The sequence below is a fragment of the Nocardioides zeae genome, assembly GCF_030818655.1.
Lineage (GTDB): Bacteria > Actinomycetota > Actinomycetes > Propionibacteriales > Nocardioidaceae > Nocardioides > Nocardioides zeae_A.
The window spans coordinates 1,593,397-1,608,153 of record NZ_JAUTAN010000001.1; the positions used below are offsets into that span (position 1 = coordinate 1,593,397).

11 protein-coding genes, 1 rRNA gene and 1 pseudogene are annotated in these 14,757 nt (G+C 74.4%); 1 reads left to right on the forward strand and 12 read right to left on the reverse strand.

The genetic code is table 11. The features are described 5' to 3' along the window. Window positions 1-12: 12 nt before the first annotated feature. The 11 genes and pseudogenes from QE405_RS07640 to QE405_RS07690 all read right to left on the reverse strand — a co-directional run bounded on the left by QE405_RS07640 (window position 13) and on the right by QE405_RS07690 (window position 13,190). Complete coding sequence (locus QE405_RS07640; RefSeq protein WP_307199605.1) at window positions 13-2,694, reverse strand: DEAD/DEAH box helicase; 2,682 nt, start codon at window positions 2,692-2,694, stop codon at window positions 13-15. After that, the gene (locus QE405_RS07645) at window positions 2,691-3,593 is read right to left on the reverse strand and encodes a tyrosine-type recombinase/integrase (RefSeq protein WP_307199606.1); all 903 of its coding nucleotides are present in this window, start codon (window positions 3,591-3,593) and stop codon (window positions 2,691-2,693) included. The genes QE405_RS07640 and QE405_RS07645 overlap by 4 nt, the downstream gene beginning before the upstream one ends. Window positions 3,594-3,661: 68 nt before the next feature. Then, the gene (locus QE405_RS07650; protein WP_307199607.1) at window positions 3,662-4,261 is read right to left on the reverse strand and encodes an NUDIX domain-containing protein; all 600 of its coding nucleotides are present in this window, start codon (window positions 4,259-4,261) and stop codon (window positions 3,662-3,664) included. Window positions 4,262-4,264: 3 nt separating this feature from the next. Beyond that, on the reverse strand, window positions 4,265-6,001 hold the full coding sequence (locus tag QE405_RS07655; protein WP_307199608.1) for a CTP synthase: 1,737 nt from the start codon (window positions 5,999-6,001) through the stop codon (window positions 4,265-4,267). Window positions 6,002-6,081: 80 nt separating this feature from the next. Continuing rightward, a complete protein-coding gene (locus tag QE405_RS07660) occupies window positions 6,082-7,014 on the reverse strand; it encodes a copper transporter (RefSeq protein ID WP_307199609.1) in 933 nt (310 codons plus the stop codon). Continuing rightward, window positions 7,011-8,210, reverse strand: coding sequence for a putative cytokinetic ring protein SteA (gene steA / locus QE405_RS07665; RefSeq protein ID WP_307199610.1), 1,200 nt, complete (start codon window positions 8,208-8,210; stop codon window positions 7,011-7,013). The genes QE405_RS07660 and steA overlap by 4 nt, the downstream gene beginning before the upstream one ends. A gap of 101 nt (window positions 8,211-8,311) precedes the next feature. Further along, entirely contained in the window at window positions 8,312-10,084 is a 1,773-nt protein-coding gene (gene recN / locus QE405_RS07670) for a DNA repair protein RecN (RefSeq protein ID WP_307199611.1), read from the reverse strand. Next, window positions 10,077-11,034: pseudogene (locus tag QE405_RS07675) on the reverse strand (NAD kinase). The gene recN and the pseudogene QE405_RS07675 overlap by 8 nt, the downstream one beginning before the upstream one ends. Next, window positions 11,031-11,924, reverse strand: coding sequence for a TlyA family RNA methyltransferase (locus QE405_RS07680; protein ID WP_307199612.1), 894 nt, complete (start codon window positions 11,922-11,924; stop codon window positions 11,031-11,033). Before QE405_RS07680 ends, QE405_RS07675 begins: the two are co-directional and overlap by 4 nt. A 2-nt stretch (window positions 11,925-11,926) precedes the next feature. After that, window positions 11,927-12,133, reverse strand: a complete 207-nt coding sequence (locus QE405_RS07685) for a hypothetical protein (RefSeq protein WP_307199613.1) — start codon at window positions 12,131-12,133, stop codon at window positions 11,927-11,929. A 10-nt stretch (window positions 12,134-12,143) separates the two neighbouring features. Further along, the gene (locus tag QE405_RS07690) at window positions 12,144-13,190 is read right to left on the reverse strand and encodes an HAD-IIA family hydrolase (RefSeq protein WP_307199614.1); all 1,047 of its coding nucleotides are present in this window, start codon (window positions 13,188-13,190) and stop codon (window positions 12,144-12,146) included. A 44-nt stretch (window positions 13,191-13,234) separates the two neighbouring features. On the opposite strand from QE405_RS07690, the gene QE405_RS07695 reads away from it, so the two are divergent. Continuing rightward, window positions 13,235-14,347 carry a DUF1015 family protein gene (locus QE405_RS07695; RefSeq protein ID WP_307199615.1) on the forward strand — a complete coding sequence of 371 codons (1,113 nt, stop codon included), beginning with the start codon at window positions 13,235-13,237 and terminating at the stop codon, window positions 14,345-14,347. Between the two features lie 107 nt (window positions 14,348-14,454). Here QE405_RS07695 and rrf read toward each other — a convergent pair. Continuing rightward, window positions 14,455-14,571: ribosomal RNA gene (gene rrf, locus QE405_RS07700) — 5S ribosomal RNA — on the reverse strand. Between the last annotated feature and the right edge of the window lie 186 nt (window positions 14,572-14,757).

Consider the following 14,757-nt stretch of genomic DNA (forward strand, 5'->3'; position numbering starts at 1 on the left):
TACGCCGCGACTCTACAACCGGCGGACCCCGGTGGTGAGCATCACCAGCTCGCCCAGGTCGTCGCACGCGTCGAGGTCCACCAGCGCCTCGATCACCCAGTCGTGGTGGCCCTCGGGGTCGTCGAGCGTCTGGGTGACCCGGAGCCGGCGCACCTCGGGCGGCGCGTCGTCGCCCGGGCCGTCCGGCCAGCCGGGTGCGGGCCCGCGGTCCTCGACCACGGAGAGCAGCGCCGGCCCCCGCGCGTCCGCCCCGGTGCGGAGCTCGTCGTGCTCGGCGAAGTAGTCCTCGATCGCGGCGTCCCACACCGAGCGCCCCACCTGCACCGCGCGCGGCGGCTCGACCCGGTCGGCGGCGAGCCGCTCCGCCCGCACCAGGCCGTCGAGGTCGTCCCGCGCGAACCGCTGGACCTGCGCGAACACGGCGTTGCGCACCATGACGCGGAAGGCCGGCTGCTGCGAGAGCGGCCGACCGCCCCCGGGCACCGGCGAGCCGCCTGCGGCACGCTCGGCCGCGGCGCGGCGTACGGCCTCGGGATCGTCCGCCGTGAGCGCCTCCCACTCGTCGACGAGGCTGGAGTCGGTCTGGCGCACCGTCTCCCCCAGCCACTCGACGATCTCGTCGAGCTCGGGCGTGCGGTGCCGCTCCGGGACGGTGTGGCGCAGCGTGCGGTAGGCGTCGGAGAGGTAGCGCAGCAGCACGCCCTCGGAGCGCGCGAGGCCGTAGCGGCTCACCATGTCGGTGAAGCCCATCGCCTGCGTGAACATCTCCCGCACGATCGACTTGGGCGCCAGGGCGTCCTCGGGGAGCCACGGGTGGGCGGCCCGGTAGGTCTCGTAGAGCGCCTCGAGCAGCTCGCGGAGGGGCTGCGGCCAGGTGATCTCCTCGAGGAGGGCCATGCGCTCGTCGTACTCGAGCCCGTCGGCCTTCATCTCCGCGACCGCCTCCCCGCGCAGCGTGAACTGCTGGGCGGCGAGCACCTGCCGCGGCGAGTCGAGCACGGCCTCGACGACGGAGAGCACGTCGAGCGTGTAGGTCTCCGACTCCGGGTCCAGCACGTCGAGGGCCGCGAGCGCGAAGTGCGCCAGCGGCTGGTTGAGCGCGAAGTCGGCGGGCAGCGCCTCCGTGAGGACGTAGCGGCGCCCGTGCTCGTCGGGCTCGTCCAGCCGCCGCACGACGCCGGACGTGACGAGGCTGCGGAGGAGGCGCAGGGCGCGGCGGGCCAGCTTGAGCTGCGTGCGCCGGTCCTCGTGGTTGTCGAGCAGGAGCGCGCGGAGCACGTCGAAGGCGTCCTCCTCGCGTGCGAGCACCGCGAGGAGCAGGGCGTTGGTGACCCGCATGCGGGGCACGAGCGGGTCCGGAGCGCCCGCCACCAGCTTGTCGTAGGTCTGCTCCGACCAGACGACGGCGCCCTCCGGCGGCTTCTTCAGCTGCGCCTTGCTCTTCTTCTTCGGGTTGGCGGCGTTCTTCGCCTCGGCCTTCGCCTTGGCGCGCTCGTTCTCGATGACGTGCTCGGGGGCCTGCACGACGACGTACCCCATCGTGTCGTAGCCCGCCCGGCCCGCCCGACCGGCGATCTGGAGGAACTCGCGCGTGCGCAGGATGCGCTGGCGCGAGCCGTCGAACTTGGCGAGGCCCGTGAACAGCACCGTGCGGATCGGCACGTTGATGCCGACGCCCAGCGTGTCGGTGCCGCTGATGACCGCGAGCAGGCCCTCCTGCGCGAGCTGCTCCACGAGGCGGCGGTAGCGCGGCAGCATCCCCGCGTGGTGCACCCCGATCCCGGAGCGCAGGAGGCGCGACAGGGTCTTGCCGAAGCCGGCGCCGAAGCGGAAGTCGCCGATGCGCTCGGCGATGCGCGCCTTCTGCTCCTTCCACGCCTCGTCCTTGCGGCCGGTCAGCGCGGTCAGCCCGCCGGAGCCGAGCAGCCCCGTCGCGTGCTCGACGGCGGCCGCCTGGGTGAAGTGCACGACGTACGCCGGCGTCTGCCGCGTGGTCACGAGCTCCTCGAGCGTCTCCGACAGCGGCGTCAACGACCACCGGAAGTCGAGCGGCACCGGCCGGGGCGCGTCGTCGACGAGGGCCGTCGGTCGGGACGTGCGCCGCGTCAGGTCCTCGCGCAGCCGCGTCGTGTCGCCGAGCGTCGCCGACATCAGCAGGAACTGGGCGTGCGGCAGGGTCAGCAGCGGCACCTGCCAGGCCCACCCGCGGTCGGGCTCGCCGTAGTAGTGGAACTCGTCCATGACCACGAGGCCCACGTCGGTGCGCTCGCCCTCGCGCAGCGCCAGGTTGGCGAGGATCTCGGCCGTGCAGCAGATGATGGGCGCGTCCGCGTTCACCGCCGCGTCGCCGGTCAGCATGCCGACGTTGTCCGCGCCGAAGAGGGCGCACAGGTCGAAGAACTTCTCGCTCACCAGCGCCTTGATCGGGGCGGTGTAGAAGCTGACCCGGTCCTCGGCCAGCGCCGCGGTCACGGCCGCCGCCGCGACGAGCGACTTGCCCGAGCCCGTCGGCGTCGCGAGCACCACGTTGGCGCCGCCGAGCAGCTCGATGACGGCCTCGTCCTGGTGGGGGTAGAGCGCGGTGCCGCGGGACGCGGCCCACGCCGCGAAGCCCTCGTAGAGCGCGTCCGGGTCCGCGCCGACGTCCGCGACGGCGAGGAGGGGGCCCGTACCGGTCGCGATGTCCGCCGTCACCGCCCGGCCGCCTGGTCGGGTCGCTGGTCGGGCCCCTGCTCGGACGCGTAGCGCTGCGTGGTCGCCGTCGACGCGTGCCCGAGGAGCGCCTGCACCTCGCGCACGTCGACGCCCGCCTCGACGAGGTGCGCGGCGAAGGAGTGGCGGAGCGTGTGGGGTGAGACGTGCTCGCTCACGCCGGCCCGCTCCGCGGCGCGCGCGAGCACCGTCCACGCGCTCTGGCGCGAGAGCCGGCCACCGCGGGCGTTCACGAAGACCGCGGTCGCCTGGTGCGCCAGGACGGGCCGCACCTCGGCCAGGTAGGAGCGCAGCGTCGCGGTCGCCCACGCGGGCAGGGGTACGACGCGGTCGCGGCCACCCGGCCCCCGCAGCCGCACGGTGCGGCCGTCCAGGTCGACGTCGGCGAGGTCGAGCCCGACGGTCTCGGAGATCCGGGCGCCGGTGGTCGCCAGCACCTCGAGCAGCGTGCGGTCGCGTCGGGCGAGCAGCGTGCCGGGCGCACCGGCGGCCCCGAGGATCGCCTCGACGTCGGCGACGGTGAGCGACCGCGGAGCACGACGGGCGAGCACAGGTGCGCGCAGGGGGGCGGCGGGGTCGGCGGCGGGGTCACCGGCGGTGAGCCCCTCGGCCCGGGCCCAGCGGTGCAGGCCGCGCACCGCGACGAGCGTGCGGGCGACCGACGCCTCACCGAGCGCGGGGTGGTCGCCGTCGCCGGCCTGCAGGGCCGGCACGAGACCGGCGAGCAGCGCCGGCGTCACCGCGGTGAGGTCGTGCACGCCGTGCCCCGCCAGGAACGCGCGGTAGCGCCGCAGGTCGCGCCGGTAGGACGCCAGCGTGCTGCCGGCCGCGCCCCTCGCCGTGCGCAGGTGGTCGAGGTACGCCGCGACGGCGTCCGCCACGGCACTCCCGACACCCCTCGCGCCGCTCGGGGCGTCGAGGGCCGGCGGCGGTCCCGCGTCGACGGTCGTCAGGACGACTCCCCCGCCCCGCGCGCCCGGCGGGCGTGCAGGGTGAGCACCGCGATGACGACCGGGGCGTCGGTGATGCGACCGTCGAGGACCCCGTCGAGGAGGTCCGTGAACGGCACCCACAGCTCCTCCATGTCGGCCTCCTCGTGGCGGAGCACGAAGTCGCCGCGATCGGTCTCCGTGAGCCCCTCGGCCAGGAAGATCGACGCCTTCTCGCTGCTGATGCCGGGCGAGGGGTAGGTCGTGACGAGGTGGGTCCAGCGCTCGGCGACGAGCGCCCCCTCCTCGCGCAGCTCACGCTGCGCCACGCTGAGCGCGTCCTCGCCCTCGACGTCCAGCAGGCCCGCGGGCAGCTCGACGAACCGCATCTGCGCCGCGTGCCGGTACTGCCGCAGGCAGAACACCCGGTCCTCGGCGTCGAGCGCCAGGATCACGGCCGCCCCGGGGTGCTCGAGCACGATGCGGCGGAACGGCGCCTCGTCGTCCGCGCCGGGCCGCGCGACGCGGTCCGCCCGCAGGGCGACGACCCAGCCGTCGCGGTGCAGGTCCTCGGACGCCGTGACCGGCCAGGAGGCCGGCTCGTCGCGCAGCTCGGCCACGGTTCAGGCCCCCTCGGCGGCGACGGCGGGCTCGGCAGCCGGCTCGGCGGCGTCCGACGCCACGTTCCCGCCGTCCGTGCCGTCCTCGCGCAGCGGGATGAGCAGCTCGCGCTGGCGCACCAGCGCCGCCTCGACCAGGCCCGCGAAGAGCGGGTGCGGCCGGGTCGGGCGCGACTTCAGCTCGGGGTGCGCCTGCGTCGAGACGTAGTACGGGTGCACGTCGCGCGGGAGCTCCACGAACTCGACGAGCTCGTGGTCCGGGGACAGCCCGGAGAACACGAGGCCCGCCTGCTCGAGACGCTCCCGGTAGGCGTTGTTGACCTCGTAGCGGTGCCGGTGCCGCTCGTGCACCTGTGCCGCGCCGTACACCCGCCGCACCGTCGAGCCCTCCGCCAGGTCCGCCGGGTAGAGACCGAGGCGCATCGTGCCGCCCAGGTCGCCCGCCCCCTCGACGTACGCCGCCTGCTCGGCCATCGTGGCGATCACCGGCTCCGGCGTCGCGGGGTCGAACTCGGTCGAGTCGGCGCTGGCGAGGCCGGCGACGTTGCGGGCGAACTCGATGACCATGGACTGCAGGCCCAGGCACAGGCCGAGCGTCGGGATGCGGTTGGTGCGCGCGTGGGTGAGGGCGCCGAGCTTGCCCTCGAGACCACGCACGCCGAAGCCACCCGGGATGCAGACCGCGTCGACGTCCTCCAGGGCGCGGGCGGCACCGGCCGGCGTCGCGCACTCGTCGGAGGGCACCCACCGCAGGTGCACCTTGGCCGCGTGGGCGAACCCGCCGGCGCGGAGCGCCTCGGCCACCGAGAGGTAGGCGTCGGGCAGGTCGATGTACTTGCCCACGAGCGCGACCGTGACCTCGTCGGCCGGGTGGTGGACGCGCCGCAGCAGGTCGTCCCAGGTCGTCCAGTCGACGTCGCGGAAGGGCAGGTCGAGGCGGCGCACGATGTAGGCGTCGAGCCCCTCGCGGTGCAGCACCTTGGGGATGTCGTAGATCGACGGGGCGTCGGCGGCCGTCACGACCGCCTCCTCGTCGACGTCGCACATGAGCGCGATCTTGCTCTTGATCGACTGCGGCAGCTCGCGGTCGGCACGGCACACGACGGCGTCGGGCTGGATGCCGATCGAGCGCAGCGCCGCGACCGAGTGCTGCGTCGGCTTCGTCTTCAGCTCCCCCGACGGCCCGATGTAGGGCACCAGCGAGACGTGGATGAAGAAGACGTTGCCACGGCCGACCTCGTGTCGCACCTGACGCGCCGACTCGAGGAACGGCTGGGACTCGATGTCGCCGACCGTGCCGCCGATCTCGTGGATCACCACGTCGACGCCGTCGCCGCCCATGGCGAGCATGCGGTCCTTGATCTCGTTCGTGATGTGGGGGATCACCTGCACGGTGTCGCCCAGGTAGTCGCCGCGCCGCTCGCGCTGGATCACCGTCGAGTAGATCTGCCCCGTGGTGACGTTGGCGATCTGGTTGAGGTCGGTGTCGAGGAAGCGCTCGTAGTGACCGATGTCGAGGTCGGTCTCCGCGCCGTCGTCGGTGACGAACACCTCACCGTGCTGGAAGGGGTTCATCGTGCCGGGGTCCACGTTGAGGTAGGGGTCCAGCTTCTGCATCGTGACCGTGAGCCCGCGCGCCTTCAACAGGCTGCCGAGGCTGGAGGCGGTGAGCCCCTTGCCGAGCGAGGAGGCGACGCCCCCGGTGACGAATACGTGCTTCGTGGGGGTCGGGTTCTTCACGGGCTTCCACCCTACCGGAGAAATCGTCGTGGTCGGTCCAGGCGTCCTCGGAGCGGCACGTGTCGACCGCCCCGAGGAGGTCACTCGTCGTCGGCGGCGTCGTCGCCGGTGCCGCCGGACGTGCTCGCGGCGACGACCGGCACGGCGCCGTCGTTGCCGAAGGCACCCCACGCGCCCGCGACGCCGTCACGCACCGCGGCGAGGCCCAGCACCGCGCTGACCTGGCCCACCAGCGTCTCGCCGCCGTCCACGGTCGCCACGTCGCCGAGGTCCTCCGCCCGGAGCCGGGCCAGGTCGCCGTCGTCGCCCGAGTCGGTGGAGCCCACGACGACCTCGCCCAGGGCGGCCGTGCCCAGGCCGCTGACGAGGCCCGTGAGCAGCGCCGTGGCGGTCGCGTCGTCGCGCTCCTCCCCCATCACCACGACGAGGAACGGCACGCGGCCGACGCGCTCGGTGGGGGCCGTGACGAGCTCGCCCGTCTCCATGACGTCGAGGATGGTGCCCGACGTCGTGTCGGCGGCCTCGCCCTCGGGCTGGGTGCTCACGACCGCCCGGCCGAGGAGCCGCCCGATGCGCTCGTGCGAGGAGAGGTCGCTGGGCACGGCGTCGCCGAGGTCGAGGTCCTCGGTCAGCTGGGTGGCGAGCGAGTCGACCATGCCCTGCTGGTCGGGGCTCGTCAGGTTGGTGCGCCCCTCGTAGCGGCCCGCGATCTGGGCGCCGGCCGCCTCGAGCTGCGTGACCACACCGTCCGTGATCTCCGTGTCGGCCCCGGCGAGGGAGAGCACCGCGACCTGCTGGCCGCTCAGGCGCTCCCCGTAGAGCGTCGAGGCCGACGCCTCGGCGAACTCGTCGCCGTACGTCGCGTGGGCGGACGAGTCGGAGACCTGCTGCGGGGCTGGCTCGTCGTCGTCGCGGCCCAGCTCGGAGAGCGGGCCGCCGCCGAGCACCACGCCGACGGCGAGGGCGGCGAAGACGGCGACGAGGGAGGCGACGTGGTGGCGGAACGAGATCACGGGAGGAGTCCTCGGAGGTAGTCGACGACGTCGCGGGACCAGGCGGCGATGTCCTCGCCCCACAGCTGGCCCGCCGGCGTCACGGCGATGGCGGCGACGAGCGCGACGAAGCCCGCGAGCACCAGCAGGAGCAGGTGCACGGGGCGCAGGCGCCCGGAGTACAGGGTCGGCACGGTCGAGGCGTCGACGAGGCGACGGCCGACCTTGAGCCGGGTGAGGTAGGTGCTGGCCAGGCCGGAGCGCTGGCGGTCGAGGAAGTCGGGCAGCGTCGCGCCGACACCGACGCCGACGATCACGGACGCCTGCTCGCGGTCGGCGACGAGGAGGGCGACGTCCTCCGCCGTGGCCTGGGTCTGCACCTTGTCGGGACGCACGCCGAGGCGGTCGAGCTGGGCGGTGGCCTCGCGGCTGATGCCCTCGGGCACGACGGCGATGACGTCGGTCGCGGCCTTCAGCGCCTTGGTCGACGGCAGGGACGAGTCGACGCCGCTGCTCAGCACGACGACGTCGGCCGGGTGTCCCGCCTCGAGGAGGTCGTCGGCCGCGCGGTCCACGCCGATCACGACGGGGCGCTGCTCGGCCATGAAGCGGCGCAGGTCGCCCAGCTCGGCGGCGGAGCTCTCCCCGCGGACGACGAGCACGACCGGACGGCCCTCGATGGCCGTCTCGATCTCGGGCACGCCCTGGCCGTGGAGCAGCAGGTCCTGCTCACGGCGCAGGAACTCGCTCGCGTTGTGGGTGAACGTGTCGAGCTGGCTGGTCAGGCCCTCCCGGGCGCTCGCCAGCAGGCGCTGCACGAGCGGTCCGTCGACCGGACGGCCCTGTGCCAGCAGTGCACCGTCCTTGTCGGCGGCGTGCACCGCACCCTCGTGGACCCGGACGTCGGCGCCGTCGCGGATGGCCGTCAGCGCCTCCTCGCCGAGCGAGTCCACGACGAGCACGTCGGCGTCGACGAGCAGCTGGGGGCCCCGGTTGGGGTAGCGCCCCGAGATCATGGGCTGCACGTTCAGCACCGCGGAGACACCCGCGTCGAGGAGCGCCTGCGCCGTGCTCGTGTCCATGTCGACCAGGTCGACACAGGCGACGTCGCCGCTGCGGATGCGGGGCAACAGGTTCGAGACCCGGCGACCGACACGGACGGTGCCGCGGTGGCCGGGAAGGACGTCGGTGGCGTCGGAGCGCGTGCGGAGTCTCATGGCCCGACCATGGTGACAGCGACGGAGCCCCGGATCGCGCACCCCGCGCCGGGCGCGTCGGGGTGGCACCGGACACGAGGTCCCGGCCGGCGCCCGACGGGTCAGCCAGCGCGGGTGCGCGGGCGCTGCGAGCGGCTCGCGGCGGCCGTGGCGAGCAGCTCCCGGGCGTGGGCGACCGCGGTGTCCGAGGACTCCAGGCCGGCCAGCATCCGCGAGAGCTCGTGCTCCCGGGCGGCGTCGTCGAGCACGTCGAGGCCCGAGCTGGTGACCGACCCGTCGCTCTCCTTGCGCACCACCACGTGCGTGTCGGCGTACGCCGCGACCTGCGGCAGGTGGGTGACCACCAGCACCTGCTTGTGCACCGCGAGCGCGGCGAGACGCCGCCCGATCTCGATGCCCGCCTTGCCGCCGACGCCCGCGTCGACCTCGTCGAACACGAAGGTCGGCACGGGGCTGGTGGCGGCCAGCGAGACCTCGAGCGCCAGCATGACCCGGGAGAGCTCGCCGCCGGAGGCGCCCTTCGACAGGGGCCGCGGCTCGCTGCCGGTGTTGGCCGCCAGCAGCATCTCGACCTCGTCGAGGCCGTGGGCCGAGAAGCGCAGCCGTCGGCCGTCGACCTCGAGCGGCTCCCGCTCGCCCTCGCCGTCGCCGGGCGCCACCTCGACCTGGCGCACCGCGATGCGGAACCGGGCGTGGGGCATGGCGAGGTGGGCCAGCTCCTCCTCGACGCGGGCGCCCAGGTCGGCCGCCGCCGTCGCGCGTGCGGCGCTCAGCGCCTGCCCTGCCGCGGCGAGACGGGAGCGCAGCTCCGCCCGCCGGGCCTCGAGCTCCCCGACGCTGTCGTCCGCGAGGTCGATCTCGGCGAGCCGCCGCGCCGACCGCTCGCTCCAGGCCAGCACCTCGTCGATGGTCGCGCCGTACTTCCGCGTCAGCGCCGTCAGCGCCGCCCGCCGCTCCGAGACCGCGGCGAGCCGCTGCGGGTCGGTGTCGACGCCCGACGCGTAGGACGCCACGTCGGCGGCGACGTCCGTCATCAGGTAGCCCACCTCGGCGAGGCGTTGCGCGAGCGCCGCGATCGCCGGGTCGTGCTCGACCACGCCGTCGAGGGCGTGCCGCGCGGCGGCGACGGCGCCCAGGGCGTCCGGTGTGCCCTGCTCGCTCGAGAGCGCCTCGCGGGCGCGCTCGGCAGCGGTGCGCAGCTCGTCGGCGTACCCCAGCCGCGACTCCTCCGCGGCCAGCTCGTCATCCTCACCCGGCTGGGGCTCCACGGCCGCGACCTGCTCGAGCCCGAAGCGGAGCAGGTCCGCCTCCTGGGCGCGCTCCGCCGCGTGGGTCACGACGTCCGCGAGCTCGCGCTCGACGGCGACGAGCTCGTCGAAGACCGTCCGGTACGCCGCGACCAGCCCCCCGACGTCGGCGGCGCCGAAGCGGTCGAGGGCCTCGCGCTGGGCCACCGGCCGGAGCAGGCGGTGCTGGTCGGACTGTCCGTGGACCGCCACGAGCGGACCGGCCAGCTCGCCGAGCACCGCCACCGGCACGGACGCACCACCCGCGAACGCGCGACTGCGGCCCTCGGCCGCGATGTTGCGGGCCAGCACCACCCGGTCGTCCTCGGCGACGCCACCGGCGTCCTCGACGGCCTCCGCGAAGCCGCCGAGGCCGGACACGTCGACGACGCCCTCCACCCGGGCCGCCCGCGCCCCCGTGCGCACCGCGCCGGAGTCGGCGCGGCCGCCCAGGAGGAGGCCGAGAGCCGTGACGACCATGGTCTTGCCGGCGCCGGTCTCACCCGTGACGACCGTCAGGCCTGGTCCCAGCTGCAACGTCGAGGAGTCGATGACCCCGAGGGAGCTGATGCGGATCTCCTCAAGCACCACGACCTCCGTCCCGCGCCTCGCGCTCGTTGCGTCGTCGTTCCGCCGCACCGCGCCAGCCCTCGACCGGGAGCCCGAACTTCGCGACCAGCCGGTCGGCGAAGGGCGCCGCGTGGAGGCGCACGAGCCGGACCGGGTCGTCCGAGCGGGTCACCTCGATGCGGGCGCCGCGGGGCAGGTCCACCGTGCGGCGCCCGTCGCACCAGAGCACGCCGGCGCCGACGCCCGGCGTGACGAGCTCGACGGCGAGCACCGAGGTCGGGGCCACGACCATGGGGCGCGCGAACAGCGCGTGGGCCGAGATCGGCACCATCAGCAGGGCCTCGACCTCCGGCCAGACGACCGGTCCCCCGGCGCTGAAGTTGTACGCCGTGGACCCGGTCGGCGTGGCCAGCACGACCCCGTCGCAGCCCCAGCGCGACAACGGCCGCCCGTCGATCTCGGCCACGACCTCGATCATGCGCTCCCGGGAGGCCTTCTCGACGGAGGCCTCGTTGAGCGCGAACGTCCGCGCGACGACCTCCCTTGTCGTGGAACACCGTGATCGCGAGCGCGAGGCGCTCCTCGATGTCGTAGGCGCGCGCGAGGATCGCGTCGATCGTGGTCGCGACGGCGTCCGACTCCGCCTCGGCGAGGAACCCGACGTGCCCCAGGTTCACCCCGAGCAGCGGCGTCCCGGCCGCGCGGGTGCGCTCCGCGGCGCGCAGGATCGTGCCGTCCCCGCCGATGACCACCGCGAGCTCGAGCCCGAGGTCCGGCAGCTCGTGGTCCTCCGCGACGTGGACGGGACCGGGGACGCTCGCGAGCTCCAGGTCGGGCGCCTCGTCCGCCGGGACCACGACGTCCAGTCCCCCGCGCGCGAGCTCCCGCACCATCTCCTCGGCGACGCCACGCGCGTCCTCGCGACCGGTGTGCGTCAGCACCAGCACGCGGCGACGTGGCTCCGTCATGACGTGGCCTCCCGGGTCTCCGCCGGGTCCTGCGCCGGGTCCTGCGCCGGGTCCTGCGCCGCGTCGACCGCTGCGTCACCCGCCGACCCGCGCTCCACCTCGGCCTCGATCTCGGCGACGCCGATGCGCGCCGGCCCGCGGCGCAGCCACAGGAAGAACTCGACGTTGCCGGAGGGGCCCGGCAGGGGGCTGGTCACCACGTCGACGGCACCCCAGCCCCGGCCCGCCGCCGCAGCGGCCACGGTCGCGACGGCCTCGGCGCGCAGCTCGGGCTCGCGCACCACGCCGCCCTTGCCGACCCGCTCCTTGCCGACCTCGAACTGCGGCTTGACCATGAGCGACAGGTCCCCGTCAGGATCGGTCACCGCGACGAGCGCGTCGAGCACGAGCGTGAGGGAGATGAAGGACAGGTCGCCGACGACGACGTCGACGGGTCCCGCGGTGTGCTCGAGCGTGAGGTCACGGATGTTGGTGCGGTCGCGCACCAGCACGCGCGGATCCTGGCGGATGCTCCAGGCCAGCTGGCCGTAGCCCACGTCGGCCGCCACCACCTCCGCCGCGCCCCGACGCAGCAGGACGTCGGTGAACCCGCCGGTCGACGCGCCCGCGTCGAGGCACCGCCGGCCGTCGACGGTCAACCCGCCGCGGGCGGCGAAGGCATCGAGCGCCCCGGCGAGCTTGTGCCCGCCGCGGGAGACGAAGTCGGGACGTCCGGGGTCGTCCCGGACCACGATGGCGACGTCCGTCGTCACCCCGGTCGCGGGCTTGGTGGCCACCGCGCCGGACACGCGCACGCGGCCCGCCGCGATCAGCTCGCTGGCGTGCTCCCGCGAACGGGCGAGCTGGCGCCGCACCAGCTCGGCGTCGAGGCGCAGTCGTCGGGGAGGCACGCTCAGCCCGCCGTCGTGGCGTCGAGCACCCCGCGCAGCCCGAGGTGCACCCGCTCGAAGACGGCGACGTGCTCCGCCACGGGGGTGCCGGCGAGGTTCGCGACCTCGACGAGCAGGGCGTCCACGGCGTCGTGGCCGGTCGGCGTCGGCGCCACGGGTGCCGCGCGGTCGTCGAGATCGACGTCGGGCGCACCTGGGTTCTCCGGCATGCGTCCGAGGCTACCGGTCGGTCGTCCCCGGCGCGGACGGCGCCACCGGGCTGTGGACAGCGGTCGTGTCGGCCGGCGTGCCCGTGGCGTCGAGGTGCTGCCAGCAGGCGACCGCGACCGCACGCCACCAGTCGGAGGCCGAGCCGTCGCCGTCCACGTCCAGCCGGCCCCCCCGCACCTGCGCCGTCCAGCCACCCACGGCCGAGCGACCGGTCGCGTCGCCGTCGACGACACCGGCCTCGACCGCGGGCTGCGCCTCGAGCAGACCGCCGAGGTCCGCCGCGACGTACGTCGGCCGCTCCTCCGCCGGGCACGCCGCCAGCTCGGCCGCACCGGTCACCCCGGTCATGACGAGCAACGTGGGTACGCCGACGGCACGACCCCCGACGATGTCGGTGTCGATCCGGTCGCCGACCATGAGTGCGCGTGCCGCACCGCAGCGGGCGGTCGTGGTGTCGAGCAGGGGACGCTCCGGCTTGCCGGCGACCGTCGGGGTCACCCCCGTGAAGCGCTGCACCATGTCGACGAGCACCCCGTGCCCGGGAGCGACCCCCATCGGCGTGGGGATGGTGTGGTCGGTGTTCGACGCGACCCAGGGCAGCCCGTCGCGGATCCGCACGGAGGCGGCCATGATGTCCCGCCACAGCACGTCGGGGCCGTACCCGGTCACCGCCGCGACCGCGTCGTCCTCGACGCCGACGGGCACGAGCTCCTCGGCCGCCAGCGCCTCGAGCAGGCCCTGCGCCCCGAGGGCCAGCACGCGCGCTCCCGCGCCGTACCGCTCCCGGAGGACCCGCGCCGCCGCCTGCGCCGAGGTGACGAGGTCCGCCTCCTCGGCCGGGACGCCCACCTCGGCGAGGTGCGCCGCGACCGCGCTCGGGGGCCGGGAGGCGTTGTTGGTCACGAACGCGAGGCGGGCGCCACGCTCGCGCGCCTCACCCAGGTACGCCGCGGCCCCGGGCACACCCGCACGCCCGACGTAGACCACGCCGTCGAGGTCGAGCATGACCACGTCGTGCTCCTCGGCCAACGCACCAGAAGTCGACTCCAGCACCACGCACCCCTTCCGACGACCTTGCCGCTGCACCCTACGATGCGACAGTGGACCCAGCCGACGAGACCGCCGCCCACGCGGTCCGGGGGCCCTTCGACCTCGCACCCTTCGGCGCCACACGACTGTCGCCCGCCCGGGTCGGCGACCCGGCCTCGGCGCGCCTCCTCGCGCGCCCCCACCGGGCGGTCAGCGAGCGCATCCAGCGGTGGCGGCGCCTGGGCAACCTCACGCAGGACGACGCTCCGGCGCTGTACGTCCACGAGTACAGCAGCCAGGGCCTGACCGTCCGCGCCCTCGTCGGCCTCGCCGACCTGGTGCCCGGACCCGGTACGCCGGCGATCCGCCCCCACGAGCACGTCGACCGCCAGCAGGCGGTCGAGCTGGCCGGACGGATGCGCGCGATGCGGGTCAACCCCGCTCCCCTGCTCCTCGTCCACCGCGGCACACCGGAGGCGCGCGCCGCCATCGACGGCGCCACGGACCGCGAGCCGGACGTCGACTTCGTGGACCGGGCCGGGCAGCGTCACCAGTACTGGCGCGTCACCGACCCGGAGCTGCAGTCGCGGCTGGTGGCGACCCACCGGGACGCCGACCTCGTCGTCGCCGACGGGCACCACCGCCTGGCGGCCTACCAGCAGCTGCAGCGGACCGAGCCCGGCACGGGGTGGGAGCACGGCCTCGTCATGATCGTCGATCAGACGGCCACTCCCCTCTTCCTGGGCGCCATCCACCGGGTGGTGCGCGGCATCGACGCCGCGACCCTGGTCGAGGCGGCGCGCACCGCGCCGACCGCAGGGGTCCGGGACCTGACGGCCGACCAGCAGCTCCGTGCCCTCGGACCGCACACCATGGTGGTCACCGACGGGGAGCGCTCCTGGGCCGTCGACGTGCACGACGGTGTGCTTCCCGTGGACGTCCTCCACCGGGACCTACTGAGCGCCGTCCCCACGCACACCGTCGAGCACCACCACTCCGCCGACAGCGCGCTCGCCCGTCTCGTGTCGCCGGCGCGCCAGGACGAGCCGCGGCTCGTGGTCCTCGTCCCCACGGTGGGGTACGACGCGTTCGCCCGCACCGTCGCCGAAGGACGCCTCCTGCCGGAGAAGGCCACGTCCTTCCAGCCCAAGCCCAGCATCGGCGCCATGATGCGGGTGCTCTGACGATCGGATTGGCGTCCGCCAGCGGTGGCGCGTCGATCGAGAGCTGCAGAAATGAAAGTAGGGGTTGTCGTGACCCGAAGGTCACGACAACCCCTACTAGAAGAAATGTCCGGCGGCGTCCTACTCTCCCACGACCTCTCGGTCGCAGTACCATCGGCGCTGAAAGGCTTAACTTCCGGGTTCGGAATGGGACCGGGTGTTTCCCTCTCGCTATGACCGCCGTAACTCTATTGACTTGACACCCACCCGCACACCACCCCAGGCAGCCCCGCTAGGGGGTCAACTGGATGGTTCGGATGTTGGTGTGTTGTCTCAGACACCAGACAGTGGACGCGAACACTCACAAAAAGTTTCTCAATAACGCTTCGGCAGCACACACAGATTCTGCATGTCCTCTTCACAACACCCCA

Excerpts from the sequence above, each read along its gene's own strand:
- steA (WP_307199610.1), bottom strand. The coding sequence starts at position 8,210 with ATGAGACTCCGCACGCGCTCCGACGCCACCGACGTCCTTCCCGGCCAC.
- QE405_RS07685 (WP_307199613.1), bottom strand. The coding sequence starts at position 12,133 with ATGCCGGAGAACCCAGGTGCGCCCGACGTCGATCTCGACGACCGCGCG.